Origin of the sequence: Kocuria coralli (assembly GCF_008831305.1) — a bacterium.
GTDB lineage: Bacteria > Actinomycetota > Actinomycetes > Actinomycetales > Micrococcaceae > Kocuria > Kocuria coralli.
Window position 1 is genome coordinate 96,739 of record NZ_ML708610.1, and the last position, 20,034, is coordinate 116,772.

A 20,034-nucleotide genomic window follows, 5' to 3' on the forward strand; every position below is an offset into this window, starting at 1 on the left:
AACCCATGGCTGCTATGAAGCCGAGGACTGGTGACGGTCCCATGGAGGTCACCAAGGAAGGCCGCAGTCTCATCATGCGAGTCCCGCTCGAGGGCGGCGGTCGGCTTGTCGTCGAGCTCAAGGCCGACGAGGCCGCAGAACTCCAGGAATGCCTGGCGGGTGTCACGTCCTGAGCCTCTAGGTCTCCACGGCGCGCACCACGGACCGGTCGCGGAGATCAGGAGGCGGACCGCCTCGTGAGGATCGGCGAAGGCCCATCACCGACGGTGATGGGCCTTCCGTCTGCCCGGGAGTGGTTCTGGACGGCTCGGTTCTCGACCGCTCAGTTCTTGACGGCGACCAGCACGCCCGAGCCCGGGGTGAGGATCGTGGACACGAACCGCTCGTCCTCGCGGAACATGCGGTGGATCTCGCGATGGATCCGGGTGGCGTCCTCACGGACGACCGGATCGGGGACCTTGTCCTGGTCCAGGGCGTCCTGGATCACCAGGGTGGCCCCGGGGCGGAGCATCCGGATGGCCTCGTCCACGTAGAGCAGGGCGTTGGCGGCGTCGGCGTCCAGGAAGACCATGTCGTAGGCGGCCGTGGTGAGCCTGGGCAGCACCAGGGAGGCGCGCCCGGAGATCGTGCGCAGGCGGTTGCTGGCCATCCCCGCCTCGCGGAAGGTCTCCCTCGCGGCGCGCAGCGCGCGGACATCGGTGTCGATCGTGGTCAGCACGGAGCCTTCGGGAAGACCCCTCAGGATGGCGGTACCGGAGACGCCGGCCCCCGTGCCCACCTCGACGACGGAACGCGGCTTGGCCGCTGCGGTCAGGACCGTCAGGGTCGCCGCCACGCCCGGGGTGACGGAGCGGATGTTGAGGGCGGTGGCGCGTTCCCGCGCACGCAGCAGCACCTCATCCTCCCGAGGGTAAGCCTCGGCATAGGACCAGCTGGTGGTCTTGCCCCGGCCCATTGACACCTCCCGGTCTGCGGTTGTCTTTCGTCTGACGGTCTCCGGCATGCCCCGAGGCACGAGACACGCGCTCCGAGCATCCTACTCGTCCGCTGCGAGGCCGCAGCCGCCGGGCTGGATCCGGGCTGCCTTCCAGCAGGCACCCAGGTTCTCCCGACACCATATGCGTGTCCGCGTCGACCGTCACCCCATAAGGGATTGTCTCAAGGTGTACAAAGTCCTCTGGTCTCATCGCCTCGTGGCGACCTCGCTCGCGGTCTCCGTCTTGCTGGTGGCCGGTATCGCCCTGTCGGGCTGGTACGTGGGCTCGCGGGGGACGACGAACAGGAGCGCATCCCCCACCGTCTCCGGCTCGACCTGGGTGGGGCCGGAGGGCCTGACCCACACCCGGAGCTCGGATGTTGACAGCTTGCGCGCAGAGGGCTGGACCCTGCCGCTGGTGGGGCTCACCGGCTACAGCACCACGGCACTGCGGCAGACCAGCGTGGCAGGACAGGCCGCGGTCGTCGTCGACGTCGATTACAACCTCAGCCGCAGCCGCGAGATCACCATCGTGGAGCAACGCGGGCACGTGGACCCGGAGCATCCCCTGGACGGAGCGACGGGGCTGCCCGCGACGGCTGTCGGCCTGAAGCCGACATCGCTCGCCGGCTCCACCGTATGGATCCGCGAAGGCAAGCCGTGGCGGGCGATGATCGTGCACGAGGACGTCGTCTACACGCTCGTCTCCGATGTCACCCCTCCGCGGATGGTCCGGGTGCTCCAGCAGGTCGAAGCCAGCCACCGTGCCGTGCTGGAACAGCCCGAGGAGTCGCCGCGCGGAACGATGGAGACCATCGCCGTGGGGTGGCAGCGCATCCTGGGTCTGCAGTGAGAACGTCCAGGAAGCCCGGGGCCCGGCTGATAACCTCTTAGCCGTGTTCGGAATCAGTGGAGCGGAAGCCATCGTCCTCATCGTGGTGGCGTTACTGGTGATCGGTCCGGAGCGGCTCCCCGAATATGCGCAGAAGCTCAAGGACCTGGTCAAGACGGTCCGGCGGTATGCGAGCGGCGCCAAGGACGATCTGCGCGAAACCCTGGGGCCCGAGGTCTCGGACGTGGACTGGCGCAAACTGGATCCCCGGCAGTACGACCCGCGCACCATCGTGCGCGAGGCCCTGGCGGAAGTGGATCAGGAAGACGCCGCCGAGAAACGGCGCAAGGAGCGCGAAGACCGTGAGGCGGCCCGTGAGGCCCGCAAGGCGGGGCGCGAGTCGGGCCAGGGCGGCGGGGGCGCGACGAGTAGTACCGAGACGCCCTCGCTGATCAGGCTGGCCCCGGGCCAGCGGGCGCCGTTCGACTCCGAGTCCACCTGAGGCCCCGCTATCGGGGCGTGACGCCCAGCGGCTTGCCGGCCAGACCCCGGGGTCCGTCGATCCGGGCCGCGATCCGCGCCAGGGCGGCCACCGCCGGGGACGAGGGCTTCGACCAGACCAGCGGTACGCCGGAATCACCCGCTTCGCGCAGCGCGACGTCCAGGGGGACCGAGCCCAGCAGATCCACGGGGTAGCCCATGCGCTCGGTCAGCGACCGGGCGATCTCGCTGCCGCCGCCGGCGCCGAACAGTTCGAGCATGCTGCCGTCCGGCATCGCCATGGCGGACATGTTCTCGATGACACCGGCCACGGTCTGCTCCGTCATCGAGGCCAGGGTTCCCGCCCGCTCGGCGATACCCGCGGCGGCGTGCTGGGGGGTGGAGACCACCAGCACCCTGGACCTCGGCAGTTTCTGCGCCACCGAGATCGCCACGTCCCCCGTGCCCGGCGGCAGGTCCAGCAGCAGGTGGTCCAGGTCGCCGAAATGCACATCGGCCAGGAACTGCTCGATGGCCCGGTCCAGCAGCGGTCCCCGCCAGACCACGGGCGTGTGCGGGTCGGTGAACATGCCGATCGAGATCACCTTGACGGATCCGGGCGTGCCGGTGTCCTGGCGGGCGTGTTCAGGCACGCGGACCACGGCGGGCAGGATCATCTCGTCGACCTTCGTCGGCCCGCGGTCTATGCCGAAGAGCCCGGGGATGGAGAAGCCGTGGATGTCGGCGTCCACCACGCCCACGGAACGGCCGCGGGCCGCCAGGGCAGCGGCCAGGTTCGCGGTGACGGACGATTTGCCGACCCCGCCCTTTCCCGAGGCGACGGCGTGGACACGCGTGAGGGAATCGGGTTGGGCGAAGGGGATGACACGGGTGTGCCCCAGTCGTTCCTTGAGCTCCTCGCGCTGCTCGGGGGTCATCACATCCAGTTCGACGACGACGCGCTGCACCTCGTCCACCCCGGTCAGCGCCTCCTGGACGTCGCCTTCGATCGTGCCGCGCAGGGGGCAGCCGGAGATCGTGAGGAGCACACCCACCACGGCGGTGCCGTCGGCCTCGAGCACCGCCCGTCGTACCATCCCCAGTTCCAGCAGGGGACGCTGCAGCTCCGGGTCCTGGACGGTGCCCAGGGCCTCTCTCAGGCGGGGATCGATGTCCGGGTCGGGAAGAGCGGTTTCCGGGTGGTCAGAGCTCACGGGTCTGGTCGGTGCTTTCTGCTGAGTCGTCCTGAGCGTCGGAGGGAGCGGGCGCCTGCGGTGAGTCGGGCGGTGGCGAGACCACCGGGATCAGCCCGGTGGGGGTGGCCTTCGAGTCGCGGGACTCCCCGGGGCCGGTCTTCTTCCGCTTCTTCTTCTTGGGCGTGCCGGCTCCGCCGGGGCCGGAGGGCTTCTTGGGCGTCGTACCGCCGTCGTCGTCGCCGTCCTGCCGGTCCTCGAGCAGCTCCTGGAGCAGGTCGCGCATCTCGGATCGCACGAAGTCGCGGGTGGCCACGTCGCGCACGGCCAGGCGCAGCGAGGCGATCTCGCGGATGAGGTACTCGGTGTCCGCCAGGTTCTCCTCGTCGCGTCTGCGGTCCTGGTCGGCGATCACCCGGTCGCGGTCGTCCTGGCGGTTCTGCGCCAGCAGCAGCAGGGGAGCGGCGTAGGAGGCCTGCAGGGAGAGCATCAGCGTCAGCAGGGTGTAGTTCAGCGCCCGCGGATCGAATTGCAGGCTCTCCGGCATGAACGTGTTCCAGCCCAGCCAGACCACCACGAAGACGGTCATCCACATCAGGAACTGGGGGGTGCCCATGAACCGGGCGAATCCCTCGGTCATCTGGCCGAAGGAGTCGGGGTTGGGCCGCAGCCTGTCCCACGCTCCGTGGCGCAGCCCGGAAGGGGTGTCCAGGCCGGAGGAGCGACGGTCGCTGCTCGAACGGTTCTCACTCATAGCGTCGTCCCACCTTTCGCACGGGGGTTCCGTCGTCCCAGGTCCGCCAGTCGTCGGGGAGCAGGTCGTCCAGGACGTCGTCGATGGTCACCGCGCCCACGAGCCTGCGGGCCTCGTTGACCACGGGAATGATCGTCAGGTCGTAGGTGGCCAGCTCCCGGGCGACGTCCGAGATGGGCGACATGTCCCGCACCGGCTCGATGGAGGTGTCCAGCATGGTCCCGACCGCCTCCGGAGGAGGGACCCGCAACAACTGCTGCATGTGCACCATGCCGAGGTACCGGCCCGTGGGCGTCTCCAGCGGCGGGCGGCACACGAAGATGGCGGCGGCGACGGCCGGGGGCACCTCCTCCTGCCGGATCGCCGCCAGGGCGTCGGCCACGCTGGTCTCCGGGGAGAGGATGATGGGAACGGGCGTCATCATCGAACCGGCCGTGCCCTCGTCGTACTCGAGCAGGCGGCGGACCTCATCGGCCTCCTCGGGCTGCATCAGCTGCAGCAGGTCTTCGGCCTGGGCCTCGGGCAGTTCGTTGAGCAGGTCGGCGGCGTCGTCGGGTTCCATCTCCTCGAGCACATCGGCCGCGCGCTCGACGTCCAGATTGGTCACGATGAACACCTGGTCCTCTTCCGGCAGCTCCTGCAGCACGTCGGCCAGGCGGTCGTCGCGCAGCTCGCCGGCGATCTCCAGCATGCGCTTGGGGGAGAGGTCGTGCAGTTCCTCGGCCAGGTCGGCTGCCTGGTCCTCCTCATGGGCGTGCACCCACTGCGTGGCCGCCTGGGGGCCCACCGTCGCCAGGTCCCGGGCCTCGTCCCACCCGACCACGAGAGTCTCCCCGGCACGGCGGCGCATGAGCCCGCCCGCGTTGCCGGACCGGCGCACGAACAACTCCGTGAGCAGCCAGTCGCCGGACCGGGCCTGCTCCATGGCGACGTCCACGATCGACGCCGTTCCGGAGCCGTCGAGCAATGCCACGTGGCGGTCGAACATCTCGCCGATCACCAAGGTCTCCTGGCCGCGTTGCTCGAAGCGGCGCAGGTTGACCAGGCCGGTGCAGACGATGCGTTTGGAGTCTATACCGGTCACGCGGGTCATGGGCACGAAGACGCGTTTCTTGCCCAGGACCTCGACGACCATGCCGACCACGATCGGTCGCTTGACCGTTCCGCCGCGGCGGACGCCGGGGACGTTGCTCAGGACCACGAAATCGCGCAGCCGCCCCACGCGATCGCCCAGGGGGTCGAACACGTCCAGGCCGATCAGCCGGCCGATGAAGATCTTCTCGAGGGAGCTACTCACCGCACCAGCCTAATGGGCCGCCCTCCGATGGCCACCCAGTGCAGCGCCGTTCGTGGCACGGTTCATATTCCGTTCAGCCCGCCGCGATCTCGCACGCTCTTCACCCCGTCCGCACAGGGTTTGCCCCGATCATGGGACCATGAGTCTTTTTGGCCAGCGTCCGTCGTCGTCAGCGCCCATCGGACTGCCCGAGGGCGAGGTGATCGGGAGCTTCGGCAACTACCCCGATGCGCAGAAGGTGGTCGACCATCTGTCGGACCAGCAGTTCGATGTCCGGCAGATCTCCATCGTGGGCCACGACCTGAGTTCCGTGGAGCGGGTGACGGGCCGGCTGACCTATCCGCGCGTCGCCATGCTCTCCGCGGCGCAGGGCGCCATGTTCGGGCTGTTCTTCGGCGTGATCCTCGCGATGTTCGGCGGCAGCGGATGGGGGTTGTCGGTGCTGCTGACCGTCCTGCTCGGTGCGGCCTTCTGGGTCATCCTCGGCATCGTGAGCTTCGCCGCCCAGCGCGGGCGGCGCGACTTCACCTCGGTCTCGACGTTCGTGGCCACGAGGTACGACGTCGTCGCACGAGGGGACGTGGCAGGCCAGGCCCGCCAGGCACTGCAGGGGCTGAATCTCAACGGCCTGCAGCGCGGCGGCGCGCCGGGCGGTTTCGCGCCGGGGGGAGGCTACTCCGCTCCGCCGCAGGGGCAGCCCGGTCACCACCCGCCCCCGCCGCCTCAGCAGGGCCAGTATCCCGAGTACCCGCAGCCCGGCCAGCCGCCTCAGGGCGGCCGGCCCGCGGGTCCCCAGCAGCCGGCACAGCCGTATCCGGGACAGCAGATCGTCCAGCCTCCCGAGCAGGCCCGGCCCGCGCAGCCGCAGCGTACGCCCCTCGGGGAGGAGGACCTGCCGGACGGCCGCCCGCGCTACGGCGTGAGGGTCGAGCCGGAGCAGACCGGTCCCCAGGAGAGCACGGAACCCGGACCGCAGGAGGACTCCGGTCGCTGAGTCCGGCTGAGCCCCGCCGAGATGTGAGTTGAGCCGCCGATCAGACCTGATCGGCGGCTCAACTCACATCTCAGCGGGATGGAAAGGTGCTGTCACTCCGAGCCGGTGCCCAGCAGCCCCTCCATCCAGGCTTCGACGGCGTCCGGGTCGCGGGGCAGCGCGGCCGAGAGGTTCTCGTTGCCCTCGGGCGTGATCAGGACGTCGTCCTCGATCCGCACGCCGATCCCGCGGTACTCCTCAGGGACGGCGAGATCCTCGGCCTTGAAGTACAGCCCCGGCTCGATCGTGAACACCATGCCGGGCTCGATCACGGCGTCCTGGTACATCTCCCGGCGGGCCTGCGCGCAGTCGTGCACGTCCAGGCCCAGGTGATGGCTGGTCCCGTGGGGCATCCACCGGCGGTGATGCTGCCCCTCCGCCGACAAGGACACGGCAGCGGAGACCGGCAGCAGGCCCCACTCTTCCAGCCGGGCGGCCAGGACCTCCATGGCGGCATCGTGGACGTCGCGGAAGCGGTTGCCGGGAACGGCCACCTCGAAGGCGCGGTCGGCGGCGTCCAGGACCGCCTGGTACACCTTGCGCTGAACGGGGCTGTAGCGGCCGTTGACGGGAAGGGTGCGGGTGATGTCGGCGGTGTAGAGGGAATCGGCCTCGACGCCGGCGTCCACCAGGATCATCTCTCCGTCACGGACCACGCCGGTGTTGCGCGTCCAGTGCAGCACCGTGGCGTTGTTGCCGGCGGCGGCGATGGTGTCATAGCCCAGGTCGTTGCCCTCGGCGCGGGCCCGGGCGAAGAAGGCGCCTTCGACCACGCGCTCGCCGCGGTGCCGGCCCGTCGCAGCGGGCAGGGAACGGACCACATCGGCGAAACCGCGGATGGTCATGTCCACGGACTCGCGCAGCTGCCCGACCTCATGGGGGTCCTTGACCAGGCGCATCTCCGACAGGGACTCCTCGAGCGCCGCGTCCTGCTGATCCTCGCTCTCCAGGTCCAGTCCCGCCGCCAGCCGGGTGGAGTCCACCAGCTGGTCCACGCGGGCGTCGTGGGTCTTGACGGTCCGCACCCGGACACCGCCCTGCTGGGGGTCGCCCACGTCCTTGGACGCCGCGGCGTCGAAGGCGGACAGGTCGGCGGTGCGCAGCCCGTAGGCGCTGCTGATCTCGCGAAGGGTGGGGCGGTCTCCCACCCAGAACTGGCCGTTGCGGGCGTCGGCGTAGAACTCCTGGGTGTCCCGTCCCGCCATGGGATGGAAGTACAGGGTGGCGGTGTGCTGGCCGCCGTCGTCACCGGAGCCGGCCTCGACCGGCTCCAGGACCAGGACCGCGCCGGGTTCGTGGTCCACGCCCAGCCCGGTGAGGTGGGCGAAGGCCGAGTAGGGCCGGAAGCGGTAGTCGGTGTCGTTCGCGCGCACCTTGGGCGCACCGGCCGGCACCACGATCCGCTCTCCGGGGAAGGCGTCGGAGACGCGACGACGGCGCGCCGCGGCGAAATCCGCAACGGCCTCCCGCGGCAGGTCGGTCTCGTCGGGCTCGGCCCACTGGGAGGCCATGAACCTCTGGAATTCGGCGGACTGCGGGGACCTCGTGCGGTTCTCGCCCCGCTCCGCCATGGACTGCCCCGTGCTCTCGGCGGGGCTCTCGCCTGTGGGTTCCGGTTCGCTGGTCATCTCGCTCCGTTCTGGAAACTGCTTCCGGGGCTCGCGGTGCCGGTGAGGATCGCTCCCGGGAGGCCCCATGTCCTCGTCCATCGTGCCACTGCTCGGAGGCTGCGCCCATCTCCCGGCTCACCTCCGGGCGGTGGCCACGTCGGCAGCGGTCTCCCCGAGGGGCCGCCGGAGCGCGGGGACCGGCCGGCCGTGCCAGGATGAGAATCATGAGAATCGACCTGCACACCCACTCCACGGCCTCCGACGGAACCCAGTCCCCGGCCGAGGTGATCCGGTCGGCGGTCGAGGCCGGGCTGGACGTCGTGGCGCTGACCGACCACGACACGACGACGGGGTGGGAGCAGGCCGCACAAGCCGCCGAAACCTGCGGGATCACGCTGGTCCGCGGGACGGAGGTCTCCTGCCAGACGGAGGAGGGCATCTCCGTGCACCTGCTCTCGTACCTACAGGACCCCGGCCACGCCGGGCTCAACGAGGTCATGGCACGGGCCTGCGGGTCCCGCCTGACCCGGGCGCAGCGCATGGCCGAGATGATCGGGCGGGACTACCCCATCACCTGGGACATGGTCCGGGAGCACGTGGCCGAAGGCGCCACCGTGGGGCGGCCGCATTTGGCCGACGCGCTCGTGGCGGCGGGGGTCGTGCGGGACCGCTCCGAGGCCTTCGACACCATCCTCCACCCGCGCTCGGGGTACTACGTGCGCCACTACGCCCCCGACCCGGTGACGGCCGTGCGCCTGGTGCGTGAAGCGGGCGGCGTCGCCGTCATGGCCCATCCGATGGCGGCCAAACGAGGGCGCGTGGTGAGCCGGGAGGTCCTGGAGGACATGATCGCCGCCGGTCTCTCGGGGCTGGAGATCGCACACCGGGACAATTCGGAGGCGGCGCGGGCGGAGCTGTCGGCCATCGCCGCCGAACACGACCTGATCGTGACCGGTTCCTCGGACTATCACGGTGCGGGCAAGCCCAACCGCCTGGGGGAGAACCTCACCTCGGTGCACTCCCTGCGGCGGATCGAGGCCGAGGCCGGGGGAGCGACGCCCGTTCTGCGGCCCCGTCGGAGCTGATGCAGAGAGGCCAGGACCACCGGAGTCTTGGAACGGCGATAGCGCGGGAGGGGACTTGAACTCCCCTCCCGCGCTATCGCGCAGCGGGCGGTGTCCGCCCGAATCGCCTACTCGGCTGCGGCCGAGGCCCCGCCACCGGCGGTGCCGGACTGCCCGCCGGTAGTCCGGCGACGGCGGCGCCGGCGCTTGGCGCCCCCCTCACCGGAGGCGGGACGCTGCGAGCGGCCGTCCGCGCTGCGCGGGGAGCCGTGCTCTGCCTCTCCCGAACCGCCGCGTCGTTCGTGATCGTGGGGCCGACCGTCGCGGCGGTGCTGCTCGGGGGCGCCTTCGCCCCGGTGGTCGTCGCCTCGCCGGCCCTGGCCCCCGGAGCGGCGCCGGTTGCGGCCGGATCCGCTTCCCGGCTTGCCGCCGTCGCGGCCACGGCCGGCTCCGGAACCGCCCCGGCCGCGTCCCTGCTGGCGGCCGGCATGGCTCGGGCCGCCCAGGTCCTCGAGTTCCTCCGCGCCGAGGCCGGCGTGGGTGCGCTTGTCCTTGGGCAGGCGGCCCTTGGTCCCCTCGGGGATGGCGAGGTCCGTGTAGAGATGCGGTGACGAGGAGTAGGTCTCCCGGGGCTCCTGGACGCCCAGCTCGAGGGCCTTGTCGATCAGCCGCCAGCGGGGTACGTCGTCCCAGTCCACGAAGGTGATGGCCGTGCCCTTGTTCCCCGCGCGGCCGGTGCGGCCGGTGCGGTGCAGGAAGGTCTTCTCGTCCTCCGGGCACTGGTAGTTGATCACGTGCGTCACGTCGTCGACGTCGATGCCGCGCGCGGCGACGTCGGTGGCCACGAGGACGTCGACCTTGTCGCTGCGGAACGCCCGCAGAGCCTGCTCCCGGGCGCCCTGGCCCAGGTCGCCGTGAAGGGGCGCGGCGGCGAAGCCGCGCTTGACCAGTTCGTCGGCGACCTTGGCCGCGGTGCGCTTGGTGCGGGTGAAGATGATGGTCTTGCCGCGGCCCTCGGCCTGCAGGATGCGGGCCACGACCTCGTCCTTGTCGAGGTGATGGGCGCGGTAGATCACCTGGCGGATGTCGGCCTTGGTCGTGCCTTCGTCCGGCGCCGCGGCCCGGATGTGCATGGGCTTGGACATGTACCGGCGGGCCATGGCAACGACCGGGCCCGGCATGGTCGCCGAGAACAGCATGGTGTGCCGTACGCGGGGGACGGTGGAGAGGATCTTCTCGACGTCGGGGAGGAAGCCCAGATCCAGCATCTCGTCTGCCTCGTCCAGCACGACGGCCTTGACCTGGGAGAGGTCCAGATGATGCTGACGGTTCAGGTCGATCAGGCGTCCGGGGGTGCCCACCACGATCTCGGCGCCCTTCTCCAGAGCCTCGATCTGCGGCTCGTAGGCACGGCCGCCGTAGATGGTCAGCACCCGGGCGTTGCGGGTGCGGGCCGCCGTGGCCAGGTCCGAACCGACCTGCACGGCCAGCTCGCGCGTGGGGACGACGATCAGCGCCTGCGGGGCACCGGGGCGCTTGAGCGAGTCCCATCCGGCGTCGTCACGGCCGACGACCCGCTGGATCACGGGGATGCCGAAGCCCAGGGTCTTACCGGTACCCGTCTTGGCCTGGCCGATGATGTCCTGTCCGGTCAGCGCTACCGGCAGTGTCATGGCCTGGATGGGGAACGGGGAGGTGATGCCCTCGTCGGCCAGGGCGTCCACGATGTCCTGGCGCACGCCGAAGTCCGCGAAGGACTTGGGCGCATCGGCCACGACCTCCTCGGTGGCGTCCACGGAGGCCTCGGCCACCTGCTCGATGCTGTCGGTCTCGGGGTTCACTGCGTCCTGGCCTTGGTCCTCGGCAGGGCTCTGGTCAGGGGAGATGTTCTCAGTCACGGAGGAATGGGTCCTTGTACGTTGATCGGGCGCGCGAGGCCGGCAGGCGGGCGGCATCGAGGATCCACTGTCCTGAATCCGTCATCGGCGATGCAGCCGCCTGGCGGCCCGTGCGGCAGACGCCAGAGGCGTGCGGCGGGCGCGCAGAGTGGGGGAAGCCGATCGCGGGGTGAAGGCGGATCCGGTGGATCCGCTACGTAACTGTGACTTGTTCTCGTCGACGACCGGTCATCCAGTGCGCCACCACTCTACCGGGTCGCGCCTCCCGGCGCCTGTCAGTCGTTGCCGACGCCCGGCATGAAGCCCACCTTGCGGCGGGTCTCGGTGCCGATCTCCACGTAGGCGATCCCCGATGCGGGGACCAGCGTGGTGTGGTCCTTGGTATCGGTCAGGGTGAGCACGGACCCGTCCGCCAGTGCGGCACTGACGAGTTCCTGCGCCTTCTCTGCGGTCAGCGCGGAATCGACGACGACCTCGCGCCCGACGTGCTGGATACCGATCTTGATCTCCACGGTGCCTCCTGTGGCTCTCGGGGGACAGCCTGGGCGGCTGCGCTCCGGGCTGGTGTAACGGGTTCTGCGGCGGGTGGCCTGGCGGCCATTCTAGGAACGGCTCAGGCCCAGTCCTCGTCGAGGATGCTGATTCCGCCCCAGGCTAAACGGAAGAGCTGGCGGTGGGCCTCGGCACGGCTTCCCGCGTCGGGATGATGCGCCCAGTAGGCGGCTCCGGCCTCCGCCATGGCCGTCAGCGAGCGGGAGAGCAGCACGGCATGAGGCCGGCTGAGACCGGCATTGGGACCCAGGACGGAGGCGATGGCCTCGGCGATGTCCAGGTGGAACCGCTCGAAGCGCGCCCCGATCTCGGGATCGGTCAGCAGGTCGGTCTCGAAGATGAGGCGGTAGGCCTCGGGCGCGTCACCCACGAAGTCGAAATACACCGAGAGCATCGACTCGACCCTGACGCGGTTGACCGTGTCGGAACGCAGGGCCTCGAGCAGTCGCATCCGCAGCCGGTCGAGGTTGTCGTCGACCAGGGCGACGTAGAGCTCGCGCTTGCCGGGGAAATGCTGATAGAGCACCGGCTTGGAGACCCCGGCGGCTTCGGCGATCTCGTCCATGGAAGCCTTGTGGTAGCCCTGGCGGGAGAACACCTCCAGGGCCACGGCCAGAAGCTGGGCACGGCGCTGCTCGCGGGGCATCCGAGGGGATCGTGTACGTTGCTGCGCCATGCGGTCTCCTTCTGCGGGTCACCCCACGGCTCGTGGCAGGGGGTAGAGACGCGGTTCGGAGCCCGCCGAAGGATCGCGATGCGCGCCCGCCGGTGAGGGCGCCGGCCCTGCCTCACGTGAACGCTTCGGGCGGGTGCCGTGGGCGGCCGTGGTGGGGTCCTGCTCGGCCGTCGGCTCCTGCGCACCCGGGACCTCGATCCCGAACACCGCCTCCAGGCCCGTGAGGTAGTCGTCGGCGCGGCCTTCCTCGGCCAGCTGCCGTGCGCGCACCGTCGGCTCGTGCAGCAGCGACCTGACCATGCGCCGCATGGCGAACTCCACTTCCTCCGTGGCCCCGGTGCAGCCGTGGTGCTTGCGGATCTTCTCGAGCTCTTTCTCGAGCACGCCCATGGTGTGCTGGCGCAGGGCCACGATCGCGGCGCTCATATCCCGCCCGCTGCGGCGGTCGCGGAAACGGCGGGTCGCCTGGTCGACGATGCGCTCGGCCGCCGCGACGGACTCGCCGGTCTCCTCTGGGGCCGCGAGCTTGACGGATTCGAGCGTGATCAGCTCCACGTCGGGCAGATCCGCCGCTGCGGGATCGAAGTCCCGGGACAGCGCCAGGTCGACCACGGTGAGGGGGCCGGACGGCAGGTCCTCGGCCGCCATGGGCTCGGAGCCGCCGGAGCAGCCGATGACGACGTCGCACCTGCGCAGCGCCTCCGGCAGGCCGTCGGCTGCCACCGGGGTGCCGCCGCGGTTGGCGGTGAAGGCGTCGGCCCGCCCGGAGGCCGAGTAGACCTCGATGTCCGCGCAGCCGCGGTCGCGCAGGGCGGCCATGGTGGCGCCGGCGTAGGCCCCCGTGCCGAAGACCAGGGCACGGCGCTCGGGCCAGAGGCCGTCGGTGACGTCGTCGGCCAGATCCAGGGCCACGGAGACGATGGACCGGCCGCGTTCGCCCAGGCTGGTGTGCGTTCCGACCTCACGGGCGGTCTGGGCCGCGGTCTCGAAGAGCCGGATGAGCTCACCCGAGGCGGTTCCCGATCGCTGCGCCTCGATCAGGGCGCGCCGGACCTGCCCGGTGATCTCGCGCTCGCCGACGACGGCCGACTCCAGCCCCGAGACCACCGTGAAGAGGTGCTTGGCGGCGTCCTCCTCGATCAGCAGGCGGACCCCGTCGCTGACCTCCCCGGGGGTGAAACCGGCCCGCCGGGCCAGCAGTTCCACGAGCTCCCGGCGGGACTCGGCGACGGTCGACGCGTCGTCGGGGTCGATGTCCCACTCTCCGTAGAGCTCCAGGCGGTTGCAGGTCGACAGAGCGACCGCGCCCGTCAGAGCCCCAGCCTCGACCATGTCGCCGGGCAGGCCGACGGCACCGTCGGCCAGTTTGGCAACGGTTGTCAGATCTACATCACGGTGTGAGGCCACCAAGGAAAAGAGCACCACAGTGAATGCATCGTAACGCGCTCGGCCCCGTACCCGGACCACCTGACGGACGAGAGTCGTTGATCGGGGAAACATCCGCGGCGCGGCCGGAAGATCCGGCAACCGCTGACGAGGCGTCGCCAAATTCCCGCGGCGCGCTTGGCACAATGGCAGCGATGACATCTTCACCTTCTGTAGCCGGTCACGACGCGGTGACCGATGCCTCCGCACCGCCAGGATTCCGCGGAGGCTGGGAACGGCTCCCGCAGCACCACCCGTTGCGCACGGGGCGGACCCTGGACGCCCCGCTGCTGCAGGCGCTCACCGCCCGCACGCCCGCCAGGCCGCCCGTGTGGTTCATGCGCCAGGCCGGCCGCTCCCTGCCCGAGTACCGGCAGGCGCGTCAGGGCACGGCGATGCTCGACGCATGCCTGACGCCGGAGCTCGCCGCCGAGATCACCCTGCAGCCGGTGCGTCGGCACAAGGTCGATGCCGGCATCTTCTTCTCGGACATCGTGGTCCCCCTGCGTCTGGCGGGGGTGGGCGTGGAGATCGTGCCCGGCAAGGGGCCGGTGCTCGACCGCCCGGTCCGCACCGCAGCGGACGTGGCGGCGCTCCCGGAGATCGACGACGACGCCCTGGAGCCCATCCGCGAGGCGGTCGCCCTGACGGTGGCCGAGCTGGGCGGAACCCCGCTGATCGGCTTCGCGGGCGCTCCCTTCACCGTGGCCGCCTACATGGTGGAAGGCGGGCCCTCCAGGGATCACCTGCTGCCGCGGACCATGATGCACGCCGACCCGGAGGCCTGGGAGGCCCTGGCCGACTGGGCGGCACGCGCTTCGGGCGCCTTCCTGCGGGCCCAGGTGCTCGCGGGAGCCTCCGCGATCCAGCTCTTCGACTCCTGGGCGGGGTCCCTGTCCGTCCGCGACTACCTGGACCACGCGGTGGGCCATTCGGCGACCGCCCTGGCATCGGTGGCCGACCTGCCCGTGCCCAGGATCCACTTCGGCACGGGGACCGGGGAACTGCTGGGGGCCATGCGGGACGCCGGGGCGGATGCCATCGGCGTCGACCACCGCATCCCGCTGGCCGAGGCCAATCGCCGTCTGGGGGGCCGGACCGTCCTCCAGGGCAATATCGACCCGGCCCTGCTGCCCGCTCCGACCGAGGTCCTCCGCCGCCACGTCGACGACGTCCTGCGCGGTGGCGCACTGGCGCCCGGGCACGTGGTCAACCTCGGGCACGGCGTCCCCCCGGAAACGGCTCCAGCGGTCCTGACGGATCTGGTGAGCTACATTCACGAACACCGGCTCGTCCCCGCACGCGGCTGAACCAGGGGCGCATACACCACCCGGAAGCCGTGACGGCACGGGAGACGAGACACGAGACATGAAAGGAGCCTTGCGGTGACCCCCACCCCGGACCAGCAGGAGTCCGCGACGACGACACGCCGCCCGCGCAGCGCGCTGGTGGTCGGCGGCGGCATCGCGGGGCTCGTGGCGGCACGCGATCTCGCCATGGCCGGCCTGCGGGTCAGCCTGGTCGAGTCGCGCCCGCAGTTCGGGGGCGCCGTGGGTTCCCACATGGTCGGCGGCATGGTGCTGGACTCCGGTGCGGAGTCCTTCGCCACCCGGACCGACGTCGTCGCCCGGCTGATCGAGGAGCTCGGCCTGGCCGACCGGATCTGCCTCCCCGCCCAGGACGGGTCGTGGCTCTACCTGGCCGACGGCCCCAGGCCCGGGGGACGATCAGGGGTCCTGGGGATCCCCGGCGACCTCGATTCCTCTGAACTGCGCAAGACCCTGGGCTCGTACGGGCGGTGGCGCGCGAGGCAGGACCTCCGCAGGCCGGCCCGGATCGGTGCGACAGCCACCACCGTGGGGGATCTCGTGCGCGCCCGCATGGGTTCCGCCGTCGTCGAGAAGCTCGTGGCCCCCTTCACCCTGGGCGTGTACTCCGCCCATCCCAAGGACCTCGACGTCGACTCCGTGGCTCCGGGCCTGCGGGAGGCGCTGAGGGAGAAGGGCTCCCTCTCGGCTGCCGCCTCCTCCCTGCGCGAGGCCACGCGGGCCGGCCAGAACGTGGCGGGCCTGCGCGGCGGGATGAACGTCCTGACCGAGGCACTGGTGAAGGATCTGGCCGCCCGCGGCGTCAAGCTCGTGGCGGGATACGACGTCCTCGCCCTGGACCGCGATCCACGCCGTGAGGGCTGGATCGTCCTGCAGCGCGAGCCCCGGGTGGGGGACAAGACCGCGATAGCACGCGGGGAGCTGCTGGTCATGGCCGCCGACGGCAGCAGCGCGGTACGGCTCCTGTCCGGCATGGATCGGGAGCTGTCCCACCTGCAGCCCGATCCCAGCCCCAAGGTCGCGCTGGCCACGCTGGTCGTGGACCGGCCCGGGCTCAACGAGGCGCCGCGGGGCACCGGGGTGCTCGTGGCCCCGAATGCCCAGGACGTGCGCGCCAAGGCACTGACCCACGCCTCGGCCAAGTGGCAGTGGATCGCGGAGGCACTGCCCGCGGGGCGGCATGTCCTGCGGCTGTCCTACGGCCGTGCCACCTCGGATGGAGGGGCTTCTCCCGAACTGGCGCTGACCGACGAGCAGCTGGTGACCCTGGCGATGCGCGACGCCTCCACCCTCCTGGGGGTGCGGCTGGAGCCGGGGGATCTGGTGGACGCCGACGTCGTGCGGTGGGAGCAGGCCCTGAGCCGCCCCTCTGCGGGCCACCCCCAGCGGGTGGCGGATCTGCGGGAGGGCGTCAGCAGGCTCCCGGGCGCGGTGGCGGTCGGGGCCTGGCTGGCGGGAACCGGGCTGGCGTCCGTCGTGGAGGACACCCGGGCCCAGGTGGCCGGGCTCCTGAGCCGCCACGGGGTGACCGACGGCCCGGAGGCTCAGGGCGGGCCGTGAGGACGCCGGCCGGCAGCCCCCGGAAAACTCAAGAACGCAGTGATCAGGAAGGACGATGAGATCGTGAGCGAGAAGGCTCAAGCCGCTTCAGCAGGCCAGGACACCGACGGCCGGGCCCAGGAGACCCTGTACTGGACCGTGTGGTCCGTCTACGCCAGGGACGCCGACCGTGCACAGCCCGTGGAGGCCGAGGAAGCCGCCGCCGTCGAGGAGTTCGACGCGTGGATCGCGGCGCTCGCCGACGAGGGCGTCACGGTGCGCGGCGTCTACGACGTCTCCGGGCAGCGCAACGACGCGGACGTCATGCTGTGGCTGCACGGAGACGACCCCCGGGCGCTGCAGGCCGCCTTGCGCCGGGCGCGCCGGACCGCGATGCTGAGCGGAACCCACCAGGTGTGGTCGTCGATGGGCGTGCACCGCGACGCCGAGTTCACCCGCAACCACCTGCCGTCCTTCGCCCGTGGCAGCGAGCCGGGCGACTGGCTGTGCGTCTACCCGTTCGTCCGCTCCTACGACTGGTACTACATGAACGACCAGCGCCGTTCGGAGATCCTCAAGAACCACGGCATGAAGGGCCGGGACTACCCTCAGGTGCAGCCCAACACCGTGGCCTGCTTCGGCCTCAACGACTACGAATGGCTGCTCGGCCTGGAGGCTCCCGAGCTGGTGGACCTGGTCGATATCATGCGTCACTTCCGCAATACCGAGGCCCGGCTGTACGTCCGCGAGGAGATCCCGTTCTACACGGGACGCCGGGTCACCACCCCCGAGCTGACCGAGGTGCTCCGATGAGCCGGGATTCCCAGGTCGCCGCCGGGCAGGGCGCGCAGACCGTCACGCAGGAACGCGAGGAGGAGGTCCTGGCCCCCTCGGTCGTGGTGGTTCCCACCGGGGCCGAACTGGACCGGCTCGCCGCCCGGGGAGGTGCCGCCGCGAGCGCGGGCGGAGCCGATGAGCCCTCTCCCGCCCTGAGCCTGGCGCGGGCCGAGGCACCCCAGGAATGGGACGCCGTCGTCCTGTCCTCCTTCGGCGGCCCCGAAGGGCAGGACGATGTGATCCCGTTCCTGCGCAATGTCACGCGCGGCCGCGGCATTCCGGACGAGCGCCTGGAAGAGGTGGCCACCCACTACCGGGCCAACGGCGGGGTCTCGCCCATCAACGACCAGAACCGCGCCCTGCGCGCGGCCCTCGAGCGGGAGATGCGCGAGCGCGGACTGCAGACGCCCATCCTGTGGGCCAACCGCAACTGGGATCCCTACGTGGCCGACGTGCTGCGCGACCTGCACGAGCAGGGCCAGGACCGCGTGCTGGTCCTGGCGACCTCCGCCTTCTCCGGGTACTCCTCGTGCCGTCAGTACCGCGAGGACTACGGGGTGGCCCTGGAGGAGATCGGCCTGGGCGATGAGATGACCGTAGCCAAGATCCGTCAGTACTACGACTCCGAAGGTTTCCTGACCCCCTTCGTCGAAGGCCTGGAGGCGGCACTGACCTCGATCCGGGACCAGGAGGCGTACAGGGGCGGTCCCACGCGGATCATGTTCGCCGCCCACTCCGTGCCGGACGTGGACGGGCTGGCCTCGGGACCCGAGCAGATGCGCGACCGGTTCGTGGGCGGCTCCGCCTATGTCCATCAGTTGCTGGCTGCCTCCCGGGCCATCATGGACCGCGTGGCCTCTCGCGCCGGTGAGGTGCCCGAATGGGAGCTGGTCTTCCAGTCCCGGTCGGGCTCGCCCAAGGTGCCGTGGCTCGAGCCGGACATCAACGACGCCATCGAGCGGGCGGCCGGGGAGGGCGCCGGGGGAGTGATCGTGGTGCCCCTGGGGTTCGTCTCGGACCACATGGAGGTCATCTGGGACCTGGATACCGAGGCGCTGGAGACGGCCGGTGATCACGGGCTGGCCTTCCTGCGGACGGCCACGCCCGGGACCCACCCGGCCTTCGTCTCCGCCCTGGTGGACCTGATCGAACAGCGGATGGCGGGCCGGCAGGCCCCACCGCGGGTCTCGGCCGTCGCCGGGGCCACCTGGTTCGACTCCTGCGCCGCGGAGTGCTGCGTCAAGGTCCTGCGAGGTGCCACGGAGCCTCGGCCCACGATCGCCCAGCGCGAGCCCGGCGCCCCGCTCCCGGTGGGGATCGACGACGACGGCGCGGTGGTGCACGCATGACCGCTCCGGGCAATGGGGAGACCGCCGCTCCGGTACCGGCAGGGGAGGCCACCGCGGTGCTGCGGGTCGGTACCCGCGGCTCGGCGCTGGCCATGACCCAGACCGGCCAGGCGGCAGAGGCGGTGCGGGCGGCGGGAGACCTCGCCTACCGGCTCGAGGTCATCCGCACGGAAGGCGACGTCGCCACCGGGTCCCTGGCCTCCTTGGGAGGCACCGGAGTGTTCGCGGCAGCCCTGCGGCACGCGCTGGTGGACGGCAGGGTGGACCTGGCGGTGCACTCCCTCAAGGACCTGCCGACCGCGCCGCATCCCGGGCTGGCGATCGGCGCCGTTCCCGTCCGCGAGGACCCGCGCGACGCCCTGTGCGCCCGGGACGGCCTGTCCCTGGGCTGCCTGCCCTCGGGGGCGAGGATCGGCACGGGCTCGCCGCGGCGTGCAGCCCAGTTGCTGGCTACACGACCGGATCTGGTGATGGTGGACATCCGCGGCAACGTCCCGACTCGGCTGGCCCGGGTGGCCGGACTGGATCCGGACGGCCCGGGGGACCTGGACGCCGTCGTGCTGGCCTCCTCGGGGCTGCGGCGCCTGGGCCTGCAGGAGAAGATCACCGAGTATCTGGACCCGGCCGTGGTGCTCCCCGCACCCGGCCAGGGGGCCCTGGCCCTCGAGGTGCGCGCCGAGCTGCTCCTGGCCGATCCGGACCTGGCCGCCCAGGCCTCCGGCGCCTACAGCGAAGTTCCGCACGATGTCCGCCCGCCCAGCAGGGACGGCCAGGACCGGCTCGACGCCCGGCTGCTCAAGGCGCTGGCCAGGGTCAATCACACGGAGTCACGCTGGGCGGTCACCGCTGAGCGGGCGCTGCTGGCCCGGCTCGAGGCCGGCTGCGCAGCACCCGTGGGAACCCTGGCCACCGTCGAGGACGGCCTGCTGGTGCTGCGCGTGGCGGTGGCCTCCCCGGACGGCCGGAAGGTCATGCGGCGCACGGAGGCCTCGGACGAGCTGTCCTCCGAGGCCGCACGCGAACTGGGCCGCCGCGTGGGCGACGGTCTCCTGGCCGACGGTGCCGCCGCACTGGCGGGGCTGGCTTAGGCGGGCGTGGCGCAGGAACCGCCGACCGCGGCTGAGCGGAGCAGGCAACCCGGTCTTCCCGGAGGCGCCGGGGCTCGCGGGGCTTCCGGGGCCGAGGAGGCCG

General features: G+C 71.2%; 19 protein-coding genes. 10 read left to right on the forward strand and 9 right to left on the reverse strand.

All coding sequences use genetic code 11. The features are described from left to right. The first annotated feature begins 5 nt into the window (after positions 1-5). Complete coding sequence (locus FCK90_RS00445; protein ID WP_158032345.1) at positions 6-173, forward strand: DUF3117 domain-containing protein; 168 nt, start codon at positions 6-8, stop codon at positions 171-173. A 149-nt stretch (positions 174-322) separates the two neighbouring features. Here the strand turns inward: FCK90_RS00445 and FCK90_RS00450 are convergent, their stop codons facing one another. After that, positions 323-955 carry an O-methyltransferase gene (locus FCK90_RS00450; protein WP_158032346.1) on the reverse strand — a complete coding sequence of 211 codons (633 nt, stop codon included), beginning with the start codon at positions 953-955 and terminating at the stop codon, positions 323-325. Positions 956-1,193: 238 nt separating this feature from the next. Here FCK90_RS00450 and FCK90_RS00455 point away from each other — a divergent pair, with 238 nt between their 5' ends. Both FCK90_RS00455 and FCK90_RS00460 read left to right on the forward strand, forming a co-directional pair. Beyond that, on the forward strand, positions 1,194-1,829 hold the full coding sequence (locus FCK90_RS00455) for a hypothetical protein (RefSeq protein WP_158032347.1): 636 nt from the start codon (positions 1,194-1,196) through the stop codon (positions 1,827-1,829). 43 nt (positions 1,830-1,872) lie between these two features. Beyond that, entirely contained in the window at positions 1,873-2,310 is a 438-nt protein-coding gene (locus tag FCK90_RS00460) for a twin-arginine translocase TatA/TatE family subunit (RefSeq protein ID WP_158032348.1), read from the forward strand. Between the two features lie 7 nt (positions 2,311-2,317). On the opposite strand, the gene FCK90_RS00465 is transcribed toward FCK90_RS00460, so the two are convergent. Genes FCK90_RS00465 through FCK90_RS00475 form a run of 3 tightly spaced genes read right to left on the reverse strand, consistent with a single transcriptional unit; the run spans position 2,318 to position 5,532 of the window. Continuing rightward, positions 2,318-3,502: a P-loop NTPase gene (locus FCK90_RS00465; protein ID WP_246179857.1), complete on the reverse strand. Its 1,185-nt coding sequence runs from the start codon at positions 3,500-3,502 to the stop codon at positions 2,318-2,320. After that, entirely contained in the window at positions 3,492-4,235 is a 744-nt protein-coding gene (locus FCK90_RS00470) for a DUF1003 domain-containing protein (RefSeq protein ID WP_158032349.1), read from the reverse strand. The genes FCK90_RS00465 and FCK90_RS00470 overlap by 11 nt, the downstream gene beginning before the upstream one ends. Next, positions 4,228-5,532 (reverse strand): magnesium transporter MgtE N-terminal domain-containing protein, encoded by a 1,305-nt coding sequence (locus FCK90_RS00475; RefSeq protein ID WP_158032350.1) that lies wholly within the window; start codon positions 5,530-5,532, stop codon positions 4,228-4,230. Before FCK90_RS00475 ends, FCK90_RS00470 begins: the two co-directional genes overlap by 8 nt. A gap of 139 nt (positions 5,533-5,671) precedes the next feature. On the opposite strand from FCK90_RS00475, the gene FCK90_RS00480 reads away from it, so the two are divergent. Continuing rightward, positions 5,672-6,526: a YflT domain-containing protein gene (locus FCK90_RS00480; RefSeq protein ID WP_158032351.1), complete on the forward strand. Its 855-nt coding sequence runs from the start codon at positions 5,672-5,674 to the stop codon at positions 6,524-6,526. A gap of 92 nt (positions 6,527-6,618) precedes the next feature. Here the strand turns inward: FCK90_RS00480 and FCK90_RS00485 are convergent, their stop codons facing one another. Then, entirely contained in the window at positions 6,619-8,193 is a 1,575-nt protein-coding gene (locus tag FCK90_RS00485) for an aminopeptidase P family protein (RefSeq protein ID WP_158032352.1), read from the reverse strand. A 206-nt stretch (positions 8,194-8,399) separates the two neighbouring features. On the opposite strand from FCK90_RS00485, the gene FCK90_RS00490 reads away from it, so the two are divergent. Next, a complete protein-coding gene (locus FCK90_RS00490) occupies positions 8,400-9,260 on the forward strand; it encodes a PHP domain-containing protein (protein WP_158032353.1) in 861 nt (286 codons plus the stop codon). A gap of 107 nt (positions 9,261-9,367) precedes the next feature. Here the strand turns inward: FCK90_RS00490 and FCK90_RS00495 are convergent, their stop codons facing one another. The 4 genes from FCK90_RS00495 to FCK90_RS00510 form a co-directional block, all read right to left on the reverse strand. Next, complete coding sequence (locus tag FCK90_RS00495; RefSeq protein ID WP_158032354.1) at positions 9,368-11,194, reverse strand: DEAD/DEAH box helicase; 1,827 nt, start codon at positions 11,192-11,194, stop codon at positions 9,368-9,370. Positions 11,195-11,412: 218 nt separating this feature from the next. Next, a complete protein-coding gene (locus tag FCK90_RS00500) occupies positions 11,413-11,649 on the reverse strand; it encodes a DUF3107 domain-containing protein (protein ID WP_158032355.1) in 237 nt (78 codons plus the stop codon). A gap of 101 nt (positions 11,650-11,750) precedes the next feature. Continuing rightward, on the reverse strand, positions 11,751-12,365 hold the full coding sequence (locus FCK90_RS00505; RefSeq protein WP_158032356.1) for a TetR/AcrR family transcriptional regulator: 615 nt from the start codon (positions 12,363-12,365) through the stop codon (positions 11,751-11,753). Positions 12,366-12,383: 18 nt separating this feature from the next. After that, on the reverse strand, positions 12,384-13,790 hold the full coding sequence (locus FCK90_RS00510; RefSeq protein WP_158032357.1) for a glutamyl-tRNA reductase: 1,407 nt from the start codon (positions 13,788-13,790) through the stop codon (positions 12,384-12,386). Between the two features lie 155 nt (positions 13,791-13,945). Here FCK90_RS00510 and hemE point away from each other — a divergent pair, with 155 nt between their 5' ends. The 5 genes from hemE (at position 13,946) to hemC (ending at position 19,931) form a co-directional block, all read left to right on the forward strand. After that, positions 13,946-15,100: a uroporphyrinogen decarboxylase gene (gene hemE / locus FCK90_RS00515; RefSeq protein ID WP_181954142.1), complete on the forward strand. Its 1,155-nt coding sequence runs from the start codon at positions 13,946-13,948 to the stop codon at positions 15,098-15,100. 75 nt (positions 15,101-15,175) lie between these two features. Continuing rightward, positions 15,176-16,678, forward strand: a complete 1,503-nt coding sequence (gene hemG, locus FCK90_RS00520; RefSeq protein ID WP_158032359.1) for a protoporphyrinogen oxidase — start codon at positions 15,176-15,178, stop codon at positions 16,676-16,678. A 63-nt stretch (positions 16,679-16,741) separates the two neighbouring features. Further along, positions 16,742-17,470 (forward strand): hydrogen peroxide-dependent heme synthase, encoded by a 729-nt coding sequence (hemQ, locus tag FCK90_RS00525; protein ID WP_158032360.1) that lies wholly within the window; start codon positions 16,742-16,744, stop codon positions 17,468-17,470. Next, positions 17,467-18,843, forward strand: a complete 1,377-nt coding sequence (locus FCK90_RS00530; RefSeq protein ID WP_158032361.1) for a ferrochelatase — start codon at positions 17,467-17,469, stop codon at positions 18,841-18,843. The genes hemQ and FCK90_RS00530 overlap by 4 nt, the downstream gene beginning before the upstream one ends. Next, complete coding sequence (gene hemC, locus FCK90_RS00535; protein WP_158032362.1) at positions 18,840-19,931, forward strand: hydroxymethylbilane synthase; 1,092 nt, start codon at positions 18,840-18,842, stop codon at positions 19,929-19,931. The genes FCK90_RS00530 and hemC overlap by 4 nt, the downstream gene beginning before the upstream one ends. Positions 19,932-20,034: the final 103 nt, after the last annotated feature.

Excerpts from the sequence above, each read along its gene's own strand:
- FCK90_RS00480 (WP_158032351.1), top strand. The coding sequence starts at position 5,672 with ATGAGTCTTTTTGGCCAGCGTCCGTCGTCGTCAGCGCCCATCGGACTG.
- FCK90_RS00490 (WP_158032353.1), top strand. The coding sequence starts at position 8,400 with ATGAGAATCGACCTGCACACCCACTCCACGGCCTCCGACGGAACCCAG.
- FCK90_RS00470 (WP_158032349.1), bottom strand. The coding sequence starts at position 4,235 with ATGAGTGAGAACCGTTCGAGCAGCGACCGTCGCTCCTCCGGCCTGGAC.
- FCK90_RS00450 (WP_158032346.1), bottom strand. The coding sequence starts at position 955 with ATGGGCCGGGGCAAGACCACCAGCTGGTCCTATGCCGAGGCTTACCCT.
- FCK90_RS00495 (WP_158032354.1), bottom strand. The coding sequence starts at position 11,194 with ATGCCGCCCGCCTGCCGGCCTCGCGCGCCCGATCAACGTACAAGGACC.
- hemC (WP_158032362.1), top strand. The coding sequence starts at position 18,840 with ATGACCGCTCCGGGCAATGGGGAGACCGCCGCTCCGGTACCGGCAGGG.
- FCK90_RS00445 (WP_158032345.1), top strand. The coding sequence starts at position 6 with ATGGCTGCTATGAAGCCGAGGACTGGTGACGGTCCCATGGAGGTCACC.
- hemE (WP_181954142.1), top strand. The coding sequence starts at position 13,946 with ATGACATCTTCACCTTCTGTAGCCGGTCACGACGCGGTGACCGATGCC.
- FCK90_RS00485 (WP_158032352.1), bottom strand. The coding sequence starts at position 8,193 with ATGACCAGCGAACCGGAACCCACAGGCGAGAGCCCCGCCGAGAGCACG.
- FCK90_RS00505 (WP_158032356.1), bottom strand. The coding sequence starts at position 12,365 with ATGGCGCAGCAACGTACACGATCCCCTCGGATGCCCCGCGAGCAGCGC.
- FCK90_RS00530 (WP_158032361.1), top strand. The coding sequence starts at position 17,467 with ATGAGCCGGGATTCCCAGGTCGCCGCCGGGCAGGGCGCGCAGACCGTC.